We start from the raw sequence: 23,764 nt of genomic DNA on the forward strand, positions 1-23,764 counted from the left end.
GTAAGCCGTTGAAGAATGATCTGCACTGTAAATAGAAATTTTTTAGATTTCTAAAGCGGGGTAGATTGTGTCTTTTTTCGGTTATCTTTTGGTTAACCTCTATTTCGCTTTGGAAGAAATGGAGGTTTTTTTGACTGTAATTCAAATTAAGAATTTAAACTTTTCATATGAGAGTGGCTTAGCACCCATTTTTTCAAATATTAATCTTGATTTCGACAGTAGTTGGAAATTAGGAATAATTGGACGAAATGGTCGAGGGAAAACTACATTATTAAAAATTTTGTCAGGGGATTTGATCGGGCAGGGAGAAATTGTAACCAATCTTAATTTCGTTTATTTTCCCAAGTTTATTTCGAATAAAAATTTGCTGACGATTGATGTTTTAACTCAGAATCAAGAATTTCCTTTATGGAAACTCGAATGTGAATTTATGAAACTTGCTCTAAATCCAGAAGCTCTTCATCGCCATTTTAATACATTGAGCGGAGGAGAACAAACCAAAGCACTTTTAGCAGTTTTATTTTTAAAAGAAAATGTTTTTCCCTTGTTAGATGAACCAACGAATCATTTGGATTTAAAAACACGGCAGATAATCGCAAAATATTTAAAGAATAAAAAGCAAGGTTTTATCATAGTTAGCCACGATCGGTCATTTATTGATGCTACGGTAGATCACGTCGCAGCAATTGAACGAACCCAAATGATAGTTCATCAAGGCAATTATTCAGTTTATGAAGAAGAAAAGTCTATGCGGGATCATTATGAAGCTGAAAAAAATAAAACCTTAAAAAAAGAAATTGGTCGTTTAAAGAAAACCGCTTCTGACAAGGAACAATGGTCTAAACGGCGTGAGAAAGATAAACATGGTGATCGACATATCAAAAATAGCGGTCTTATTGTAAATAAAGATCAGATTAGTGCTCGAGCTAAAAGAGTAATGAAAAAGGCTAAAAATTTGGAACATCGGATGGAGAAAAGAATTAAAGAGAAAAAGGGCCTTTTAAAAGATATTGAAGTGACTTCAGAACTTCAAATGAATTATCAGCCGGATGTTCATAAAAATTTATTATCAACTCAAAACTTGGTTTTATCTTATTCTGATCGAGAAATTAAGATTCCTGATTTAAATTTGTATCAAGGAGATCGTTTGCTGGTTAGAGGAGATAACGACAGTGGAAAATCAACATTTTTAAAAGCAATCGTGAAAAAATTTGATGGACTTCAAACGGGAAATCTAGTAACAACACCAGTTAAATTTTCATATTTATCACAAAATCTGATCGATTTTTCAGGTAATTTGAAACAATTTGGTGAGCAGGAGGGACTGGAATTATCATTGTTTTTAAATATTTTACGTAAGTTAGGTTTTGAGCGTGACAATTTCTTTACGCCAATTAATTCTTTAAGTCAGGGGCAAAGAAAAAAAGCAGCACTTGCAAAATCGTTGTGCCTACCTACGACCTTATATATTTGGGATGAACCGCTTAATTATCTGGACGTTTATAATGTTAAACAGGTTGAAGAAGTGATTGAACGAACCCAGCCGACGATGATTTTTGTTGAACATGATCGAACTTTTAGCGATAAAATAGCAACAAAGGAAATAAAGTTAGGAGAATAAAATGACACTATTAACAGATACATTTACATTAAATAATGGGATTAAGATTCCACAGGTAGGTTTTGGAACTTGGGAAATTCCAGATGGGGAAGAGGCATATAATTCCACCAAATGGGCATTAGAGGCTGGGTATCGTCATATAGATACAGCGCTTGTCTATGAAAATGAAAAAAGTGTTGGAAAGGCAATTAAAGATTCTGGGATTCCTCGGTCAGAAGTTTTCATTACAACTAAACAGCCGGCTGAAAATAAATCTTACGATCAAGCATTGAAAGACTTTGATCAATCTTTAAAAAATTTAGGCATTGATTATGTCGATCTTTATTTAATTCACGCTCCATGGCCTTGGGATTTGGCAGGAAAAAGATACAATCAGGAAAATTTAGATGTTTGGAAAGCTTTCACTGAAATTTACCAAAGCGGTCGAGCTAAAGCTGTCGGGGTTTCCAACTTTGATGTTATAGATTTACAGAATATTTTGGATAATAGCAAGCTTAAGCCGGCAGTTAATCAGATCCAGTATTATATTGGTTTTACTGAACCAAAAATATCTAAGTTCTGTAAAGATAATGATATTTTAGTTGAAGCCTATTCACCTCTAGCAACTGGCAAAATGTTAAACAATCCGCAGGTAAAAGAAATTGCAGCTAAATACGGGGTTACTACAGCACAGCTTGCATTGCGCTTTGTTTTAGAGAATGGAGTGTTGCCATTACCTCGTTCTACTAAAAAAGATCATATAGTAGATAATACCAATCTCAATTTTCAAATTGATGCAGAAGATTTAAGTACTCTGAATTCTTTAAAAGATACTGCTAGTAACATGTATCATAATGAAACTCAAGGTTAAAGAATGTTTAAATAAATATTTTATTAAGTGTTTTAAAGATAATTTTGTTATGATTATTGATAACTATTTATTTAAAAAGGATTTTTGATGCAATTTTTAGATTACATTATTCATTTAGAAAAGTACTTACCGCAGTTTATTCAACTCTATGGTTCTTGGATTTATCTTTTATATTTTCTGGTTCTTTTTGTCGAGACGGGGTTGGTAATTTTTCCGTTTTTACCAGGTGATTCGATTCTCTTTTTAGGAGGATCGCTAGCTGCCCTAAGAAACGGAGGGATCAATCTTTGGTATTTGATAATCATTTCAATTGTTGCTGCAATATTGGGCGATTTTGTTAATTTTGAAATCGGTAAAAGATTCGGACATCATATTGAAAATAGTCCGCGTTGGCAGCGATTTATCAAACCTGAGTATTTAAAGAGAGCTCAAAACTTTTTTAATAAATACGGGAAAATCTCAATCTTCTTAGGCCGCTTTATGCCAATTATTAGAACAATGGTGCCCTTTGTTGCAGGAACCGCAAAAATGACTTATCGCCACTTTGTGATTTATAACCTGGTTGGAGGAACTACTTGGGTGATGTTAATGACGCTTCTAGGTTATTTCTTCGGGCAGCATCCATTTGTTCAAAAGCATTTTTCACTGATTTTAATTGCCATTATCATCATTTCAGTTTTACCGGCGGTAATTGTCTGGGTCCGCGGTTTATTTAATAAAAAAGAATCAAATAACGATTAATAATAAAGTCTGTCTAGTGAATTTACTAGGCAGTTTTTTGTTTTATCGTTATCATCGCATATAAGATGTATAATTAAACAAAATACGATTAGGAAGGTGACAATATGTGCACTAGTATCACAATTACTTCAAAAGAAGGTCAAGTGTTTTACGGCCGAACGATGGATTTCAATATGGGAATGTTTGGCGAAGATCCAGGGACTTTAACGAGTATTCTAACGTTTCCGAAAGGTTCTAAATTAGAGAGTCAATATACTCCTTGGGACAGTAAATATGCGGTAATGGGAGTAGGGTCTAAAGGAACAATTTGTTTATACGATGGAGTTAATGAAGCGGGCTTAAGCGGTGATTTACAAGTATTAATGGAATGTACTCATGCAACTAGCGATGAATTAGCTAAGCGCAACTTAACTGGTTTAATGGCTGAAGAATTTGTGACCTATGTTCTAAGTAATTTCAAAGATGTTGCTGATATTAAAGAGCATATTAATGAATATGGTTTAATTGATCAGCCATACAAAGTGGCAGGACAATCCATCCAAGTTCCTGCTCATTACACGTTTGTTGATGAAACTGGTGCAAAAATTGTTGTTGAGCCAACTAATCAAGGCGGTTTTAAAGTTTATGACAGTATTGGAATAATGACTAATAGTCCTGAGTACAGTTGGCATTTAACAAATATTAGAAATTATATTAGTTTAGATAATATTGATCCTAAAAAGCCACGTCAAATCAGCAAAGATGTCACTTTGTCACCAATTGAGATGGGAACCGGATATGGAATGTTCGGCCTTCCTGGTGACTATACTTCACCTTCTAGATTTGTCCGTTCAACAATGATCTCTAATCATTTGGATGATTTTTCAAGTGATGATGGGATTAATCAATTATATTCTGCATTTAGAACCGTAATGGTACCTAGAGGTTTAGAACGGGCAAGTAAAGAAGATCCATTAAGCGATTTTACGCGATATTGGGCTGGCTATAATTTAAGCGAGCGTAGAATTTATGTTCAAACTTGTCGGGGAATTGGTTTTAGTACCATGAAGCTTGATCCTAATCAAAAAGAAATAACCAATACAGAGATTGACATGTCTAATTCTGCCAAAGAATTATCATAAATCGATTGGACGAATTTTATTTATAAAAATGAAAATAATATATGAAAGCAGCTAATTTATAGGTTAGTTGCTTTTTTTGTAAAAAATTTTTGTTAAAGTAATTAATGTAAAAACAAATCGTTGGTATAATTAACTAATAAATATAGAGTGAGGGAGAAATTGATGAGAAAATTTGTGAAAAAAATATCATTTTTTGATTTTGTTTCTTTATATAACGACGAAAAGAATCAGAATGTAGCAAATGAAGTCAATGGTAGCGTTTCCAGGGGGGGGCGTTTAGCTAACCCTCTAAAATTTATTTTTGCGCATCATAGAAGAATTGGATTAATGACCGTAATGATGATTGCGGTCTTTTTGTGTGTTTTGACGGGGGTAAAACGGGTTGATGCATTTGTTGGTACACCATTGCCTCAATCCCCAATGGTTAGCACGGATTTAACAACCCAATTAGATGGGAAATATGCTTTTTCTCCAGTTGTGAGTTCACAGACAAGAGTAATTACTACTTCGATTAACAATTGTACAATTAAGCTGTATGAACCAAGTCTTAATGTCCCTAACATGCCTGCTGATATTTCGAAGGTTTATGTAATGTGGCCAACTGCAGGTTCTAATGGTAACATGCAAGCTAAATTTACTTATACTAACGTTGGATTTGATAATTTAGGTAGATCCATTGATGTAGTAACCACTGTTACTACCACTAATTCTAATAAGTATGCACTTGTTTTGCCAATTGGAGCTGTTACGACTAGTAATGTTATTCCCGGGCAAATGAGCGCTCAAGCTAAGTTAAATTTTGTGTTACACGGAACTAACACTCCGGCAACAGTTTCAGGTGGTCATTTGACCTTTGGTCCAATTAATAGTGCAAAAATTGTATCCTTAAATACAGATAATTTTACAAAAATTTATACTAGAAGCGACACAATTATTCAGTATGCTCCGGGGTCAGGAGGTTTAACAGATTTTTCTAGTGATGTATGGAAAATTGATGAAACTGCGAGACTTACTGCAATTTTTGAAAATAAATCTGAGTTTCAATATGGTTTTACCACAAAACCTTATGAATTGGCTTATATAGGAAGTGGTTTTCTTTTAGGGTCGATAGTTAATATCGCAATGCCAAATCCAAATAAAGCTGGAAATGATGAAAGCTTAGATCCGCTTATAGATGCATCCGCTCAAACTTTACCGTTAAATAATGAATTATTAACTGAAAACAAAAAAGAAGAATCATTTTTAACACCAAGAATTAATCCCAATCTAGCTACTGTTCAACCGGGACAGGTTAGAACGCTTTATTCAGTTACCCAAATTTTAACGTACCCGCAATCAACAGCCGATTATTTAACTAGATATCAAATTGATGATAACTTGAATCCAGCTTGGAAAGTTAATCCAACCGATATCATGGTAACCGATGAAGACAATAATAATGTAACTGCCAAATTTAATATTAGTATTGATACCTTAAATCATTTGATAATTGCGGCTAAACCGACAGAGTTGAGTAAGGCTGATTTCTATGGCACAGCGGGACATATTTTTACTTTTCTGATTAAAGGAAGTGTCGATAGAAGTAAAATTACAACTTGGCAGCCGCAGCTGCAGCCGACAGCCGATCCTCAGAATTTTTATTTGGGTTATCCCAATACGGCAACGTTTACTTATCAGGTGGGGACAAATCCAGTAACTACAGGAAGTACAAATACAGTAACCAATAAAATTTTGGTTTATAAGCCGACAGTAACAACCGATCAGCCAAGCTATAACGGTGATCACGCAACGATAACAGGTAAAGTAAATAATCGCTACACGGGAACTGCAGCCAATCCAGCGTATCTGGACTTTTACATCACCTATAAAAGCAATACAGGTCTCACTAAAACAGTTCCATGGAATTTAAAGAATCCGACGACGTTAGTTCAAAATCGATTAATAACCAATACAGCAGGAGTTGACCAAGCGTGGACGGCACAGCTGCCGAGTGATATGGGTTATGGGAACTTATCTTCTTATAACCAAACGGTGACAGTGACGGTGAAGGATCAGGAGGGGATGAGCAGTCAAGCGACGTTTATTGTTGGAAGCTGGTGGAATTTTAATGCAGCAACGAATGTTTTGACGATTTATCCGCATGAACTTAATTTTGATAAAGATCACGTTAACTTCACGAGTTCTGAGGGTAAACCCACTTCAGACTGGCCGTGGTATCAAAAAGACAGTCAGATTGTCAAAACAGTTATTTCCCCGGGGGTCACAGCCAAGGATTCACTGTTTGGACTTTTTAATAAAATGAGTGCAATGACTGCAATTGAAGGTCTTACGCAGCTTGATACCAGTGAAGTAATCAACATGAACTCGATGTTTTCTTCGTGTTCATCGCTACCGGTCTTGGATGTAACCCATTTTAATACAATTAAAGTGACAGATATGTCAAGTATGTTCAGTTACTGCAGTCAGCTCACCAATTTGGATGTAACTCACTTTAACACTAGTAATGTGGATAACATGGCAGCGATGTTTAAGGAGTGTAATAACCTAACAAGCTTAGATGTGACGAAATTTGATACAAGTAAGGTACTCAATATGTCAGCAATGTTTATGAGCTGTAAGAAATTAACAAGCTTAGATGTAACGCAATTTAACACGAGTCAGGTTACGGATATGACTTCGATGTTTTTTGAATGTACCTCGTTACCGACTATAAATTTAAATAATTTTACTACAAACAGCGTATTGGATATGAGTTCGATGTTTGGTTTTTGTACTGGGTTAACATCATTAGATCTGAGAAGTTTCAATACAACAAATGTCACACGGATGTTAGGCATGTTTCAACTCTGTCGGTCACTGACCGATCTTAAGATAGATCAAGCTAAATTTAAAACCATTAATGTGACAACAATGGAGAATATGTTTAATGGGTGTGCAGCGATAACAAAGTTAGACGTAGGTGGTTTTAACACGGAGAAAGTGAACAACTTCAATTCAATGTTTTCAGGGTGCAGCAAGTTAAAGACTTTAGATTTAAAGAATTTCAACACGAAGCGGGTATATAGTGATTACCGCAAGGCAATGTTAGCCAATACGCCGAAGCTGTGGAAGATAACGTTTGGACCGAACTTTATTCTAGAAGATTATGTTGAAGGGAACAAATTAAAGGATCCAACGGTAGGGGGAGATGATGGTAAGATCTATGATGATGATATCCCCAATCGCGTGTTTTATGTAACAAATCCACAGTGGAGAGAAGTAGGAACTGGGAGCGCGCACGAACCAAAGGGAAATGCGCTCAATGTAACTCAAATGATGAATGAATCGGCAGTGAGAAATGATACTAGAACGTATGTATGGGATCAGTTGGGAACTCAGACATTAGAGGCAGAAGCAGGAAATATAGACTTAGGGACTCATGCGGGGTATTTAAGTAATCAAGAATACAAGAGTACGGCACAGAACTTAAAGATGACCGACAACCGCAATAGTGAAGTTAACAAGCAGTGGCATATCGAGGCAGCGGTAACGAAAGCGTTTGCTTTGGCAACAAATTCGACAAAGAAAATTAGTGGAGATCCGTTATATTATCATGATACAACTTCAGGGACGACTACCCACTTAACAGCAACAGGCCAGGCTATCTATAGTGGGACCAGGAGTGATAATCAACCTGACACCAAGATCTATCCGTGGACGTTAAGTTTTAAAGCAAGTCCAAGTGATATCCCGAGTGCAGGGAGATATAATGCGACCGTAACATTTACGTTAGTGAATGACACACCTTAAAATGATTAAGCGACTAATAGCCAATAAGACGGCTGTTGATCGTTTTTTTGCTAAAAATTTTATGAAAATTAGAATTGAAAAAACCCACTTTTTGATATAATAAATCTAACTTTGTATAAATAAATCAATTTAGGGAGTGAGTTTATGAACAAGTTAGTCAAAAGATTAGGATATTTAATAGTAGTGATTGTGAGTATCGCGACTATTGGGATTGCTTTAAACAATAAACAAGAGAGTAAAGCAGCAGATTTTCCACAGAACACAGCGAATGTAAATAATGGTAGCGTTTCCAGGGGGGGGGCGTTTAGCTAACAAGCTTACACCGAGTTTCAGTGATCCATTGAAACAATTATCACTCCCTAAAATACAGCCAAGAGGAATCTCATCAGTAATTAATTCAACAGTTGTAACTCCAGGCAGTTTTCAGATGACTGGTCAAAGCTATTGGAATGATACTGATAATCGTAACGATGTTAATTTAACATGGGTACCGCCGACAAACATTAGCGGGGGATACCATGTTGAGAAAGATACTAGTCCATCATTTACAACAGCAAATGAAATTGGGACTAACTACGGTAAACATTTTAATATTTTAAACGTAGCACCTAAAACTGCAGCTGCTGAGACATGGTTTAAAAACTGGATGAAGATGACGAATGTTGATGGGACAGGTCCTGTAGATCAGGGCTTATTCAATATTACAACGGTATGGCTGAAAGATTTTAATGATAATCCAGGCATGCTTAAGAATCCAGATGGAACTTATAAGTACGACAGTATCTTCTTTGGCGCGTCAGACTGGAATTCAGACAATTATGATCCAGACAATCAAGATTTGAATGAAGCTTCGTATCAAGCAACAAAAGCATTTGGAGATACCGGTCGAGCTATTACGATGGGCCATGATACCGTTGAGGGATTTGCTTGGACTGGTCTACCTAATGTGCCTTATCATACTTATTTTAATCGCTTTGCTTCATCTTTAGGGGTTCAAGTATCAGCTGATTACAAGCCAGTTGGTAGCGATAAGATTCAAGTGGCTACTCCAGGTTCACTAACAGAACAACCGTATTTTTTGGATCCAACAGTGACTTATCAAGTGTCGCCTTCTCATAGTTTTTCTTCATATTTCATGTACAATTCAGGTGCTATAAGGTGGTTAAAGTATGATCCTGCAAATATTACTTCGGGAAAATATGAAGAGTTAAAAGACGCTAACGGCAATGTTATTGGTGACAATAACTGGTATTTAGTGTCGAAAAATAATTACGCCCAGATTCAAACAGGCCATACTGTAAATCAATGTACGCCACAGGAAGCAGAAGTTATTTTCAACATGATTTACTATACGTCAAGTTTAAATACCAGTACTAATGGTAAAGATATCATGACTAAAGATACTGCTGCTCCTAACGCACCGACGTTGGTATCAAGTTCAGTTGTTAATGATAATGCGAGTTTAAGAATTGATGCCAACGACAATGCTACTGATTACTATTATCGAGCTCGCGCAGATACATCAGCAGGAAATGCGTATTCAGATATTATCAAAGTTCCGGTTATGAGTGGAATGAGGGGATATGTTTATACAGTTGATGATAATCCAAATGGAAGTCCAACAATTGTAAGAGATCCCGCGACCCAAAAAGTAACAAATATTAATTTAATGCCAAATAGTGGTGGGACTGATGGAACGATTAATTTGACAAGAGCAGCAGATGCGGGAAAGTATCTTCATGTTGTAGCGGTGGATAACAATAGTAATGTATCAGCAGTAAAGACGATTAGCTTAAGTGAATACTTATGGTGGAAATATGAAAGTGGGACATTAACGATTTATCCCCATGTTTTAAATGCAAATGTTGACGCTCAACAGACTCATCCTGATCCAGATGATCCATATGATGACCTAGTTAAATGGCCTTGGAATGATTATTTATCTCAAATTCAAAAAGTTGTGATTAGTCCGGGAGTATCAGGAAACGACAATTTAATTCATTTATTTTATGGGATGACTAATCTAACCACAATTGAGGGTCTTGCTAATTTAGATACGAGCAAAGTAGTTAATATGTCTGGTGTTTTTGCTAAGTGTACAAGTTTAACTTCCCTTAACATTCCATGGGATACGAGTTCGGTTGTTTCACTGTATCGATTTTTGCGGGGTTGTACAAGTTTAACCAGTGTTAAATTTGGTCCAGCGTTTAAAACTAGTAATGTAACTAGTTTCGGTGGCATGTTTATTTCAGATACATCCTTAACCGATTTAGATATTAGTAAATTTGATACCAAAAATGCGTTTGATTTTGATTCAATGATTTCAAATTGTTATTCATTGGAACAAGTTGATGTAAGTCATTTTGATACTTCAAAAGCAACACAAATGAGATGGATGTTTTACGGAGATAAAAAATTAAAGTCCATTGATGTTAGTCATTTTGATACTAGTAAAGTTGTTGCAATGCCGGGAATGTTTTTTGATTGTGAAGAGTTAACAAAACTTGATTTGAGTAGTTTTGATGTTTCAAAGGTAACTGATTTTAGATGGTTATTTGATAGTTGTTTAAATTTAACTAGCTTAGATTTATCAAATTTTAATATTCAATCTACAGCATCAACAACTTCTATGTTTCGATATACTAATAAACTATGGAAATTGACATTAGGAAACGGAACTAAATTAGGAAGTGATACGTTGCTTGCTGATCCGACCGCAGGGACTCCGATTACTGATTTAGACAATCCAACACCAGTGTATTATGCGACTAATCCTCAGTGGCGGGAGGCGCTAACTCCGGCAACCGTTCATGCACCAACGGGAGCAGCAAGAACGGCAGCTCAGATTGCAACTGAATCACAAACTAGAACTGATACAAGAACTTATGTTTGGGATCAGGTTGGTACTCAGACGTTAACATCAATACCAGGAAGTATTGATTTAGGGACCCATGCGGGATATTTAAAGAATCAGGAGTACATAAGTAGTGCTCAGAATTTAAAACGAACAGATAATCGGAATAGTAATGCAACAAGTCAGTGGCACATTGAGGCCGCGGTAACGAAGCCGTTCACTCATACGACAGATTCAAGTAAAGTGATTAGTGGCGATCCGCTGTATTATCAGGACACTGACGGGGGCACAACGACTCATTTAACATCAACAGCTCAGACTATCTATAACGGAACTAGAAGTGATAATCATCCTGAAGACAAGAACTATCCGTGGACATTAAGCTTTAAGGCAAATCCAAATGATATTCCGAAGGCTGGTACTTACAATGCGTCGGTAACATTTACGTTAGTGAATGATATTCCTTAAAATTATTTAATAAATTGAAGAATGAAAAAATTAAGGGCTATCCTGAAATTATGGATAGTTTTTTGCGTTTCAAATTATTTAGTATCCGAAAAAAAAGTAAGCGTTTCTTTTATTTTAATAAAAGTATGCTACACTTACATTAAGTAAATAGATAACTTCTTCGGGGTCGGGTGTAATTCCCAATCGGCGGTAACAATTAAAATTGAAGTCCGCGACCTGCCTATGGCAGCTGATCCGGTGTGAGACCGGAACCGACAGTTAAAGTCTGGATGGAAGAAGAAGTTTCTTCAATAAAATTTTATTTATTGAAGATTCTTCGTCGTGTACCCCCGCAAAATTGCGGGATTTTTTTAGCTATGGCTCAGCTGAGGTTATTCAATTGAGTCATAGCTTTTTGTTTTTGATAAGGAGAATTCAAAATGAAACGTGATCAGAGTTATATCCGATATTTAACATTTTTAGCTGCTTTTGGGGCGCTAGCATATTTATCTACTTTTATTAAAATAAAAATGTTTTTCTTTTTAAGTTATGAACCAAAAGATGTAATTTTAACAATTGGTGGGATGATATTTGGCCCGATTTTTGCAATTTTACTATCAGTTTTAGTACCATTTTTTGAGATGATTACAGTTAGTTCGACTGGAGCAATAGGTTTTGTTATGAATGTGATTGCTGCGATCTGTTTTGTCTTGCCGCCGGTCATTGCTTATTCCAGAAAAAAGAATGCAAAAAATTTAATTGTTGGATTAATAATTGGAATTATCATGCAGACAATATCGATGCTGCTTTGGAATTATTTACTTTCTCCGATTTTCTTTGGTTACACTAGAGCATCAGTTGTTAAAATGTTAGTTCCAATTATTTTGCCGTTTAATTTAATCAAAGGCGGCCTAAATTCCTTGTTTACGGTTATTCTTTATCGGCCAGTAGTTGAGGCTTTAATGAAAGGTAATGTGTTAAGAACAACTGATTTTAAGATGATTAACCATGAAGAAAAATGGACGGCTTTTGCAGTGATCTTCTTAGTGATTGCAACAGTTGCGCTATTGTTCATGAGCTATTTTAAATTGATTTAGGAGAATAATTTGAACGCAACACCTTTGTTAGAAATACGTAATCTTAGTTATGCAGCTGAACAACTGATTAATCTGCAATTAGAAACTAAAAAGCAAGAAATTATTAACAATCTTAACTTTAGTATTTTTGAAGGAGAATTTGTGGGACTTGTCGGTCCTAATGGGTCGGGAAAAACCACAATTAGTAAATTATTAACTCGCATTATTGAGCCAACAGGAGGGGAAATTTTACTCAATGGTATTAATTATGAGCAGATTGAACCTCAGTGGAAGCTGCACCATGAAATTAGTTTAGTGTTTCAAAATGTAGATTCGCAGTTTATTGCACCTAATTTTGTGGAAGATCTTAGTTTATATTTAGCTAATTTTGGCTGGAGCAAGGAAAAAATTAAAAGCAGAATGATGAAAATCGTTAATGAGTTGGGAATTGAGTCGATAATTAAGCAATCTTTTAAAACTTTATCAGGCGGTCAAAAACAACTTTTAGCTATTGCAGAAGCCTTAGTATTAGAACCCAAAATCCTAATTTTAGATGAGCCTACAGCTCAGCTTGATCCAGAAAATTCTCAATTAGTATATAAATTGATGCGAGAATTGCAGGAAAAAAGAAAAGTTACGATTCTTTTAATTACCCATAAATTAGCAGAGTTAGCTCTAACAAAACGAGTTTTAATTTTAAATCAAGGACAAATTACTAATAAAATTGAGACCAATGATCTTTTGCTTAATCCAAGTTTGTTAAAAGAAAATCAAATGCCAATTCCGATTACTGTTGATATCATTAATCGCTTGGCTGATTTGATTAATGACCCCATTAGTCTCCAAGATTCGAGTTTAGCTACATTTATCAAAACAGTGGAAGAATTATATGTTAACCGTTAAAAATCTTAATTATCAAGTGTCAAAAAAGCATCCCTTTTTGTGGCATGATTTAAATTTTAGTTTAGAATTAGGCAAAATTTATACTTTAGTAGGGATTAATGGAGTAGGAAAAACGACTCTGCTTAATCTTTTAAGCGGTCTTATTAAACCGACTAAAGGTGAAATCTATTTTGAGGATCAGCCGATTCATCAATCAAAAGCGAGTTTACGAAATTACCTGACAAATGTTGGTTATTGTTTACAAAACGCAGAAAATTTATTTTTTAATCAAACGGTGGAAGAAGAACTTCAGTATCATTATTCTGGAGATCTCACAGCAATTATTGAAGAACTTAAATTAGAATCTTTATTAAAGCAATCACCTTTTGAACTTTCAGGTGGGCAGCAAAAAAGGTTAGAGTTGGCAATCATGCTGCTAAAAAAGCCTAAAATTTTATTTTGTGATGAAATTACAGCTGGTCTTGATGCTAAAAATCTTCAATTAACTATGGATGAAATCAATTACTTTAAGTCTAATCACATTGTATTAATGGTTACTCATAATTTAAGTGAAGCCTTGACCTATGGAGATGAGTTTTTATTTTTAAAAAATGATGGAATTGAACAGCAATCAAAAAAGCAGGTCTTGAGAAATCCCCATGTTTTTAAAAATGCTGGTTTAATTGATCCACCGACTATTGCAGTTTGTCAGGCATTAATTAATCAAAAAATATTCTCAAAGGGGTCTTATTATAAAAGCAATCAAGAAATTGCTCAAGCATTGGCAGAAAAGGTGCTTTCATGAAATTAATTAATCGAATCGATGGGCGCACAAAACTAATCACATGGATTTTGTTGACTCTTCTGATGTTTAATTTCCATTATTATTTCCAATATTTAGTTATGATTATACTTTTAGGATTGACTGTATTTACTGAATTAAATTCTTCTGAAAGAGGTCAAATTTTTCGTCACTGGAAACTGATCTTAATTTTGCCAATTTTAAACCTATTAATTAATTTATTTTTTGTAAATGGTCCTGTTATTTGGCGTTGGGGCTGGTTAAAGTTAACTAATTTAGATTTACAAATTTTTATTCGTCTCATAATCCTTTTGATTTTGGCATTAGGTTTAATTGTTATAACGAGTCCAGAAGAAATGGCATTAGCTGTGGGAAAAATTGCACATGATATAACGCTTGGGCACTATAATGGTCTAGGCATTCCTTTAGTAATAATAATTATGTCGTCATTTATTAACGAATTTCAGGAGACATTTCGATCAGTTCGTTATGCTTATACTTTGCGTAATTCAAAAACTGATAGCAGTTATCTTAAAAGAGCAATGAATTATATTTTTATGCTTCAGCCGGTAATTTTAATTGCGCTTAGAAAAGCTGACCGAGTGTCTGATGCTTTAATTGCAAAAGGGTATCATCGAGGAGCACGTCTTTTTAATTATCAAGAGATTAAGTATCATCGGCGAGATTATTTAATCTATTTAGGTTTATTCATTTTTATCCTTTTTAACCAATTAAAATTTACATTTTAAAATTGTCTGTTAATCTTGCCATAAGCTTAACTTTTCTCCAGTCCAAGGATCATAGTTTGGATATTCATCCCATTCGATATAAGCAGGATTTGGATTAAAACCCATTTCTTTAATAAAATCAGAAGGAGACATAACTATCGGATTTCCTTTTTTAAGACGCTCAAATCTTTTTGCCAAATTCTCATCATGGTCTTTATTTTCATCGTAAATAAGATAATCAATTTTCTTTTCACTAATTGTAACCTGATTACCACCGAGTTCTTTTAATCTTTTAACGATTAAAGTTAAATCAATGGGGGTATCATTATCAATTAAGTAAACATTTTTGTTTTTAAATTCCATACGTTTTATTATACGCAAGACTAAGAAAAAATCATTGTGAAAGATTATGAGAAAATACAAATTTTTTCCTGAAATTAAATAATAATTTTCATTCTATATAAGGCGGTATAACTCACAAAATGCCTTAAATAAAGGCTTGAAGTAAAAAAATGGGTTTACTTTCTTTAGGGGTATGCTATGATTTAAATGAAAAAAAGGAGGTATTAAATGTCTGATGAAAGAGAAAAAAAGCAGAAGAAACAGCATTTAATTCATTATGCTAACGGCCCTTCGCTGGAAGAAATAAACGGATCGGTTGAAGTGCCAAAAGGAATGAGCTTTTGGAAAACTTTGTTCATGTATTCTGGCCCTGGAGCATTGGTAGCGGTTGGTTATATGGATCCTGGTAATTGGTCAACTTCAATTACTGGCGGACAAAATTTTCAATATCTATTGATGTCAGTTATCTTACTGTCGAGTTTAATTGCGATGTTATTACAATATATGGCAGCTAAACTGGGCATCGTAAGTCAAATGGATTTAGCACAAGCGATTAGAGCTCGAACAAGTCGATCTTTGGGAATCGTTTTGTGGGTTTTAACAGAGCTGGCAATTATGGCAACTGATATTGCTGAAGTAATCGGAGGAGCTATTGCTCTTTATCTGTTGTTTCACATTCCATTATTTTACGCAGTTTTAATTACCGTATTTGATGTTTTGTTACTACTCTTATTGACTAAGGTTGGATTTCGTAAAATTGAAGCTATTGTTGTTTGTCTAATTTTAGTAATTTTGCTAGTTTTTGTTTATCAAGTAGCTCTTTCTAATCCAGATTGGGCGGCAGTAATTAAAGGATTAGTTCCAACGACTAAGACTTTTGCTTCGACTCCTAATATTGGCGGACAAAATCCAATTCAGGGAGCACTTGGAATTATTGGTGCAACGGTAATGCCGCATAATCTTTATTTACATTCTGCAATTTCTCAAACTCGTAAAGTTAATCACGATGACGAAGAGGATATCGCTAGAACTGTTAAATTCACAACTTGGGATTCAAATATTCAACTTTCATTTGCATTCGTAGTAAATTCATTACTTTTAATTATGGGAGTTGCAGTATTTAAAACGGGAGCAGTTAAAGATCCTTCATTTTTCGGATTATTTAAAGCTTTGTCGGATACTTCGACTTTAAGTAATGGGGTTTTAATTAGTGTTGCCAAGTCAGGTATACTATCTGTATTATTTGCGGTTGCATTGTTAGCTTCAGGTCAGAACTCTACAATTACCGGGACCTTAACGGGTCAGGTAATTATGGAAGGTTTTGTCCATATGAAAATGCCATTGTGGCTGCGTCGACTTGTTACTCGTTTGATATCAGTTGTTCCAGTTTTAATCTGTGTTGGAATGACTAGTCATTTATCTGAACTTAAACAGCATGAAGCACTAAATACTTTGATGAATAATTCACAAGTGTTCCTAGCATTTGCCTTACCTTTTTCGATGCTTCCGCTATTATTAATGACAGATAATAAAGTAGAAATGGGAAACAGATTTGTTAATTCACTTTGGGTAAGAATTGCTGGATGGATTTCAGTAATTGGGCTTACTGCTCTTAATATGAAAGGTTTACCAGATTCGATAGCTTCATTTTATGGTGATAACCCAACAGCAAGTCAACTTCAACAAGCAAATATCATCGCATATACAGCAATAGTTGTTATTTTGGGTCTTCTTGCGTGGACGATTATTGATATGCGTAGAACTAACAATAAAATTTTAAAACAGGCCGGAACTGAATAGTTAAGGAGGTCATATGAAAGAGACACCTGATCAATTAAAAAATCAAACACCAGAACAATTAAGAAATGATGAGAATGCCTTTAAAAGAATCTTAGTTGGGGTTGATGATTCTGCTGACGCCCAGTTAGCATTTAAGTATGCGATTAATGCGGCACGTGAAGCTGATGCAGATCTAATAATTACATCGATTCTTGAAAACAGTGAAATGAATATCTATCAAGCTTTAAGTCGTGATTATGTTCATGGAGAACGGGAAGACTTGGAAAAGCACATTGAAGAATATCGAGATTTTGCAATTAAAGCAGGAGTAAAGAACGTTGAGATGGTTGTTAGCGAGGGTGATCCCGGCGAAACGATCGTTAAAAATGTTATTCCAGCAACGAAAGCTGATTTATTAGTTATTGGATCACTTGCAAAAAAAGGTATCCGTAAACATTTTGGCTCACAAGCAGCTTACATGGCTAAATATGCACCAATTTCAGTTATGGTTATTAGATAAAAGTATTAAGAGGAGTTGGCATTTTTATTGCTAGCTCTTTTTGTTTGCTTTAAACTAGAATCATTATACTTTAGAGGAGTTTTTTAATGATTAAAATTCATAATCTTTCTTATCAAGCGGATAACAAAGTCTTATTTCAAAACTTGAATTTTTCAGTTGATGAGGGAGATAGTTTGTTATTAACGGGGCCTTCAGGCAGTGGTAAAAGCACAATCTTAAAAATTATCGCTAGATTAGTTGCTATTCAACAAGGAGAGATATTTCTAGATCAGCAAAATATATCAGATCTTCCGATTGAAAATTATCGTCAAAAAGTTTCTTATGCTGCGCAAAGTGTGCAGCTTTTTGGTGAAACGGTACGCGATAATCTAGATTTACCTTTTTTAGTCAGAAATCTACCAATTGATGAACAGCAAGAAATTTCAGGTTTAGAAAAAATGGAATTACCGGCTGAATACCTAGATAAGTCGATTAATGATATTTCCGGTGGTGAAAGGCAGCGTGTTGGAGTTTTAAGGAATTTACTTTTTCCACCACAAGTGCTTTTACTTGATGAAATATCCACTGGTCTTGATTCTGATACTAAAAGCAAAATTTGGCAGGTAATTGATCAATTACAGGAAGAAAATCACTTCAGTCTAATTTCTGTAAGCCATGATCCAGAAGAAATTTCTCAAGCTAAAAGAAAAATTCAAATTGGAGGAAGCAATGAATAATTTAAAAATATCTAATCTTTCATTGGCTTTAGCAGCATTAATGGTAACAATCACTCTAATTATTAGTTACTATCAGAAGCTTCGGTTAAATAAAGAAATAATTTGGTCAATTTTTCGAGCAATTGTTCAGTTAATTATTATCGGTTTTGCTTTAAGATTTATTTTTAAAGTTAACAACTTATTTTTGACAATTTTAATGATGATTTTTATTGTTGTAAACGCTGCATATAACGGCAAAAAAAGAGCTCATGGAATTAATCATGCGTTCTTAATTAGTTTTGTAGGATTATTTTGTGGAACTGCAATTACGGTTAGTTTAATGTTGCTTACTAAAGTAATGAAGCCAGCACCTTTTCAGACAATTCCAGTAACTGGGATGATTGCTGGAAATGCAATGGCAGCAGTAGGACTAGTATATTCAAATCTCAATCAAAGTTTTAGAGAAAATTCTGAAAAAATTGAAGAGATGTTGGCATTAGGAGCAAGTCCAAAATTGGCTGCAGGAGAAATAGTTAGGCAGGCTTTACATTTTGGCTTGCAGCCGACAATTGATTCTGTAAGAATGTATGGATTAGTTCAGCTGCCCGGAATGATGAGTGGTTTAATAATGGCAGGATTTGATCCTGTAGAAGCCATTAAGTATCAGATTTTAGTTGTTTTTATGCTATTTTGTTCTACTGGGATTTCCACCAGCATTACTGGCTTTTGGGCTTATCGACAATATTTTGATCAAAATTGGCGTCTGACGATTCCTAAAGTTGAGAAAAAATAACCATTCTTAAATTAAATTGTTTTTATCATGCTTGTTACGAGGATGGTCATGAAAATATAATTTAAGAAAGATAGCAATGGAGTTGGTAACAATCATAAATATTGCGTAAACCCAAAAAAAGGTCATATCATTATGGTCAAGGTTAAGCTCTAAAAGCGCCAAAAATACAATAACAGCAACATTAATTGGGATTGATAAATACAATCTCAATTTAGCACCAATTATAAAGATTAAAATACATGATAAAAGAATTATTAAAGCATAAGTCATGCAGTTATTATATCAAGGATCCATTGTTTGTGCGAAACAACTTGACGAATTGCCCTGTTGTTTTATAATTTTGACTAAGGACAAGTGGGTCTAGTGGAACATCACAGCGAGCTGAAAACGGTGAAAGTCAGCATGTGAAGCTAGTCCTTTATCACCTAAAGCATTTTGAATTAATGATAATCACGTAAATGAGTGGTATAGCGATTAACTCGTCTCAAAAAGGCGAGTTTTTTTATACAATGAGGAGGATTTATGAAAGTTAAAGATACCCTTAACCTAGGATCTACAAATTTTCCAATGCGGGGAAAACTTCCAACAACTGAACCAGTTCGAGAGAAGAGATGGGAAGATGATAATCTTTATGAAAAGCGGCTTGAATTAAATAAAAATAAAAGACATTTTAATTTACATGATGGGCCGCCATATGCCAACGGGAGAATTCATATCGGACATGCGATGAATAAAGTCATCAAAGATATCATTGTTCGTTATAAGAATATGAATGGTTTTTACGCACCATATGTGCCTGGCTGGGATACCCATGGTCTACCAATTGAACAACAATTGACAAAAGCCGGTCATGATCGTAAGAAAATGGATATTGTTGAGTGGCGCGAATTAGCCCGAAAGTTTGCCTTAGAACAAGTTGATCTCCAACGTGAAGATTTTAAACGCCTAGGAGTTATAGGAGATTGGGACAATCCATATTTAACCTTAAATCCAGAATTTGAAGCTCAAGAAATTAGAGTGTTCGAAGCAATGGTTAAGAAAGGTTTGATTTATCGTGGTTCAAAACCAATCTTTTGGTCATGGTCCTCAGAATCAGCATTAGCAGAAGCTGAAGTTGAATATCATGATTTAGAATCTACATCACTTTTTTATGCAAATAAGGTTATTGACGGCAAAGGTTTGTTAGATGATGATACTTATTTAGTAGTTTGGACGACAACTCCTTTTACAGTTACTGCAAGTCGGGGAATCACAGTTGGTCCTGATTTCGAATATTCATTGGTTCAGCCAGCAGGAAGTGCTAATAAATACGTCATTGGTTCAGACTTGCTTGAACAGGATGCACAAAAATTTGGTTGGGATGAATATCAGGTTCTAAAAACCTTTAAAGGTCAGGAAATGGATCGAATTACAGCTGCTCACCCATGGGATAGTGATGTTGAATTATTGGTCATGGTGGGTGATTATGTAACTCTTGACAGTGGAACTGGATTAGTTCATACGGCACCTGGTTTTGGGGAAGATGACTGGAACGAGGGTCAAAAATATGGACTGCCAGCTGATGTAACTGTTGATTCAAGAGGAATAATGATGAAAAATGCCGGACCGGATTTTGAAGGTGTTTTTTATGAAAAGGCAACGCCAATCGTAATTGATAAGTTAAAATCATCAGATTTACTATTAGCCGTTGAGAAAATTACTCACTCGTATCCATTTGATTGGCGAACAAAAAAACCTGTAATTTGGCGGGCTATTCCGCAATGGTTTGCTTCGGTTGAAAAAATTAGACAAGAGATTTTAGATCAGCTCGATCATGTTGAATTTAGTCCAGAGTGGGGCAAACAAAGGCTTTACAATATGATCCGTGATCGTGGAGATTGGGTCATTTCTCGTCAACGTGCATGGGGCGTTCCGATTCCGATTTTTTATGCAGAAGATGAAACGCCAATTTTAGATCCTGAAGTTATTGATCATATTGCTGATTTATTTGAAAAACATGGATCTAATTATTGGTTTGAGCATGATGCTAAAGAATTGCTTCCAGAAGGTTATACTAATGAACATTCACCAAACGGGAAGTTTACTAAAGAAAATGATATTTTAGATGTGTGGTTTGATTCGGGATCATCTTGGAATGGAGTTTTAAATACTAGAGATAATTTAGATTATCCGTGTGATATTTATTCAGAAGGTTCAGATCAGTTTAGAGGATGGTTTAATTCTTCGCTAATCACTTCAGTTGCAACGAATGGAATTCCACCATATAAAGGAATTTTACATCAAGGTTTCACTTTAGATGATCAAGGGCGCAAGATGAGTAAATCTCTAGGTAACGTGATTAGTCCAATTAAAGTTGCTGATCAAATGGGAGTTGAAATTCTTCGCCTTTGGGTCATGAGTATTGATACAGGACGGGATGTAAAAGTTTCAATGGATCTGTTTAAACAGGTTAGTGACGCTTATCGAAAAATCCGTAACACTGTGCGATTTTTACTTTCAAACACTGATGACTTTGATCCGCAAAAAGATGAAATTCCTTTTGATGATTTGAAGCCAATTGATAAATATATGGCTGTTAAATGGAATGACATCGTTGCTAAATACCTGAATAATTTTGATAAATATAATTTTCAAGATACTTTTAAAATGTTAATGAATTTTATTAATGTTGATCTTTCTGCTTTTTATCTTGATGTGGCAAAAGACATCGTCTATATCACAAAACCTGATGATCCGACTCGCCGGAGCATGCAGACAGTATTTTACCGAATTGCAAAAGAATTGACACAGCTTCTAGCCCCTGTATTGCCACACACTAGTGAAGAAATTTGGGAAAATCTTAAAGAATATGAATCATATGCTTACTTAAGTGAAATGCCAAAGGTTCGTAACTTTGAAGCTTATAAAGAAAAGATGGATCAGTGGGCAATTTTTATGAAATTTAGAGACGTTGCTAATAAAGCGCTAGAAGAAGCACGTCAAAGTGAACTTATTGGGAAGAATGCGGAAGCAGCACTTACGATCACTTATGCGCCAGAAGTAGCAAAAGCAGTTAGTGATCTTGAATTAGATGTTCGTGAAATTTTAATGGTCAGTTCACTTAATGAGACTGAAGGTTCTGACACTAACGTTAAAGTTGATCGAGCAAAAGGATCAGTTTGTCAGCGCTGTCGATTAACTAAAGAAGATGTAGGAAGTGATTCTCATTATCCTGATTTTTGTGCCAGCTGTGCAGAAATCGTTAGTGATGTTTATCCAGAGACCGTTACGGAAGGTTTTGATTCCTAATGAGAAATTCAGTTGCATTTAGTGAAGATCCCAAGATTCAAAAAAATCGTTGGTGGATTATTACGGCAATTGGCTTATTTACTTTTATGTCGACGCTTGATACGTCAATTGTAAATATTGCAATACCGACCATTAGTCGAGATTTACACGTCTCCATGAGTCAAACCGAGTGGGTGGCGACCGTTTATTTGTTAGTCGTCTGCAGTCTCTTATTACTATTTGGTAAAATTGGTGATTTAATCGGTAAAATTAAAGTTTTTAAAATTGGCATGATTATTTTTACTCTTGGTTCTTTCCTTTGTGGATTTAACATTAGTTTTTGGATGTTACTCGGATCCCGATTAATTCAAGGAATCGGAGCCTCGATGACAATGAGTACGAGTAACGGGATTGTCACAGAAGTGTTTAAAGACAGCGAACGGGGACGATCGCTTGGCTGGATTGGTACGTTTGTAGCTTTAGGAAGTATTGCAGGTCCCGGCATTGGTGGAATCGTCTTAGGATTCTTACCTTGGGGCTACATCTTTTGGATTAATATTCCAGTTGGAATTTTTGCATATTTGTTGGGATTAAAAGTTTTACCAAAAGACATCACATTTCAAAAATCACCGATTGATTATGGCGGTTCTGTAACATTTTCCCTGGCAGTTATTAGTATTGTTGGTTTAATGAGTTACGCTCAGCTTAACGGTTTTGTGAATTTGCCGGTGTTAATTTTAGCAGTTGTATTTATTGTTAGTTTTTTAGTTTTTATTCGCTTGGAAAAGAAAAATTCTCATCCTTTAGTTGAATTAAGCCTTTTTCGCAAATTACCATTTTCAATAAGTTTAATTTCCGTACTATTAGTTTTTATCGGTAATTTTGCTTTTAATGTTGTTGGTCCATATTATTTGCAGAATTTAAGAGGTATGAATCCGAGTCATTCGGGATTAGTTTTAATGGCTTTTCCAATTGCGCAAGTGATTTTCTCGCCAATTGCTGGACGTTTAACTGATAAATATGGAGCCTCATTACTAATTAGAATCGGTGTAGGGGCAATTATTATAAGCCAGATTGGTTTTTGTTTCTTTAGTGGCAACTCTTCAATGTGGTTTGTGATCTTAACGATCGGTGTTTTAGGATTTGGTAATGGATTATTTCAATCACCTAATAATGCTTTAACTATGGCAAGCATTGATGTTAAGCATTTAGGAATTGCCGGAGGCTTAAATGCACTCTTTAGAAATTTAGGAATGGTTTTTGGCCTTACAATTTCTACGACCATCCTTTTCTCAGCAATGTCTGTAAAAGCTGGTCATAAAGTTATTTCATACGTGAACGGACGTCCAGATTTGTTTATGTTTGGAATGAAAGTTTTATTTTTGGTGATGATCGTTCTGTCGGTTATTGCTTTAATTTTAAATTTTTTAAAATTGGATAAAAAAATAAGTAAATAA

18 protein-coding genes and 1 riboswitch are annotated in these 23,764 nt (G+C 35.0%); of the genes, 17 read left to right on the top strand and 1 reads right to left on the bottom strand.

Translation table 11 applies throughout. From position 1 onward, the window contains the following. The first annotated feature begins 130 nt into the window (after positions 1 to 130). From abc-f to R8749_RS03390, 11 genes are all read left to right on the top strand, one after another. Positions 131 to 1,621: a ribosomal protection-like ABC-F family protein gene (gene abc-f, locus R8749_RS03340; RefSeq protein WP_317697991.1), complete on the top strand. Its 1,491-nt coding sequence runs from the start codon at positions 131 to 133 to the stop codon at positions 1,619 to 1,621. Position 1,622: 1 nt separating this feature from the next. Next, entirely contained in the window at positions 1,623 to 2,471 is an 849-nt protein-coding gene (locus R8749_RS03345) for an aldo/keto reductase (RefSeq protein ID WP_317697992.1), read from the top strand. An 87-nt stretch (positions 2,472 to 2,558) separates the two neighbouring features. Next, complete coding sequence (locus R8749_RS03350) at positions 2,559 to 3,212, top strand: VTT domain-containing protein (protein ID WP_317697993.1); 654 nt, start codon at positions 2,559 to 2,561, stop codon at positions 3,210 to 3,212. 104 nt (positions 3,213 to 3,316) lie between these two features. Beyond that, a complete protein-coding gene (locus R8749_RS03355) occupies positions 3,317 to 4,333 on the top strand; it encodes a linear amide C-N hydrolase (RefSeq protein ID WP_317697994.1) in 1,017 nt (338 codons plus the stop codon). A 162-nt stretch (positions 4,334 to 4,495) separates the two neighbouring features. Beyond that, on the top strand, positions 4,496 to 8,122 hold the full coding sequence (locus tag R8749_RS03360) for a BspA family leucine-rich repeat surface protein (RefSeq protein ID WP_317697995.1): 3,627 nt from the start codon (positions 4,496 to 4,498) through the stop codon (positions 8,120 to 8,122). A gap of 144 nt (positions 8,123 to 8,266) precedes the next feature. Continuing rightward, a complete protein-coding gene (locus R8749_RS03365; RefSeq protein WP_317697996.1) occupies positions 8,267 to 8,434 on the top strand; it encodes a hypothetical protein in 168 nt (55 codons plus the stop codon). Beyond that, on the top strand, positions 8,400 to 11,444 hold the full coding sequence (locus R8749_RS03370; RefSeq protein WP_317697997.1) for a BspA family leucine-rich repeat surface protein: 3,045 nt from the start codon (positions 8,400 to 8,402) through the stop codon (positions 11,442 to 11,444). The genes R8749_RS03365 and R8749_RS03370 overlap by 35 nt, the downstream gene beginning before the upstream one ends. 152 nt (positions 11,445 to 11,596) lie before the next feature. Beyond that, positions 11,597 to 11,729: riboswitch (FMN riboswitch) on the top strand. A 134-nt stretch (positions 11,730 to 11,863) separates the two neighbouring features. Beyond that, a complete protein-coding gene (locus tag R8749_RS03375; protein WP_317697999.1) occupies positions 11,864 to 12,520 on the top strand; it encodes an ECF transporter S component in 657 nt (218 codons plus the stop codon). Positions 12,521 to 12,529: 9 nt separating this feature from the next. Next, a complete protein-coding gene (locus tag R8749_RS03380; RefSeq protein WP_317698001.1) occupies positions 12,530 to 13,402 on the top strand; it encodes an energy-coupling factor ABC transporter ATP-binding protein in 873 nt (290 codons plus the stop codon). After that, positions 13,389 to 14,186, top strand: a complete 798-nt coding sequence (locus R8749_RS03385) for an energy-coupling factor ABC transporter ATP-binding protein (protein ID WP_317698003.1) — start codon at positions 13,389 to 13,391, stop codon at positions 14,184 to 14,186. Before R8749_RS03380 ends, R8749_RS03385 begins: the two co-directional genes overlap by 14 nt. Continuing rightward, positions 14,183 to 14,932, top strand: a complete 750-nt coding sequence (locus tag R8749_RS03390; RefSeq protein WP_317698004.1) for an energy-coupling factor transporter transmembrane component T — start codon at positions 14,183 to 14,185, stop codon at positions 14,930 to 14,932. The genes R8749_RS03385 and R8749_RS03390 overlap by 4 nt, the downstream gene beginning before the upstream one ends. Before the next feature lie 9 nt (positions 14,933 to 14,941). Here the strand turns inward: R8749_RS03390 and R8749_RS03395 are convergent, their stop codons facing one another. Continuing rightward, a complete protein-coding gene (locus R8749_RS03395) occupies positions 14,942 to 15,274 on the bottom strand; it encodes a BRCT domain-containing protein (protein ID WP_317698006.1) in 333 nt (110 codons plus the stop codon). Positions 15,275 to 15,481: 207 nt separating this feature from the next. Here R8749_RS03395 and R8749_RS03400 point away from each other — a divergent pair, with 207 nt between their 5' ends. From R8749_RS03400 to R8749_RS03425, 6 genes are all read left to right on the top strand, one after another. Further along, entirely contained in the window at positions 15,482 to 17,053 is a 1,572-nt protein-coding gene (locus R8749_RS03400; protein ID WP_317698007.1) for an Nramp family divalent metal transporter, read from the top strand. A 13-nt stretch (positions 17,054 to 17,066) separates the two neighbouring features. After that, positions 17,067 to 17,552 (top strand): universal stress protein, encoded by a 486-nt coding sequence (locus R8749_RS03405; protein ID WP_317698008.1) that lies wholly within the window; start codon positions 17,067 to 17,069, stop codon positions 17,550 to 17,552. 86 nt (positions 17,553 to 17,638) lie between these two features. Next, complete coding sequence (locus R8749_RS03410) at positions 17,639 to 18,268, top strand: ABC transporter ATP-binding protein (RefSeq protein ID WP_317698010.1); 630 nt, start codon at positions 17,639 to 17,641, stop codon at positions 18,266 to 18,268. Then, positions 18,261 to 19,040 carry an ABC transporter permease gene (locus R8749_RS03415; protein WP_317698012.1) on the top strand — a complete coding sequence of 260 codons (780 nt, stop codon included), beginning with the start codon at positions 18,261 to 18,263 and terminating at the stop codon, positions 19,038 to 19,040. Before R8749_RS03410 ends, R8749_RS03415 begins: the two co-directional genes overlap by 8 nt. 522 nt (positions 19,041 to 19,562) lie before the next feature. Further along, positions 19,563 to 22,328: an isoleucine--tRNA ligase gene (gene ileS, locus R8749_RS03420; RefSeq protein WP_317698013.1), complete on the top strand. Its 2,766-nt coding sequence runs from the start codon at positions 19,563 to 19,565 to the stop codon at positions 22,326 to 22,328. Beyond that, entirely contained in the window at positions 22,328 to 23,764 is a 1,437-nt protein-coding gene (locus tag R8749_RS03425; protein WP_317698014.1) for an MFS transporter, read from the top strand. The genes ileS and R8749_RS03425 overlap by 1 nt, the downstream gene beginning before the upstream one ends.

The sequence above is a fragment of the Xylocopilactobacillus apis genome, from assembly GCF_033095965.1.
GTDB lineage: Bacteria > Bacillota > Bacilli > Lactobacillales > Lactobacillaceae > Xylocopilactobacillus > Xylocopilactobacillus apis.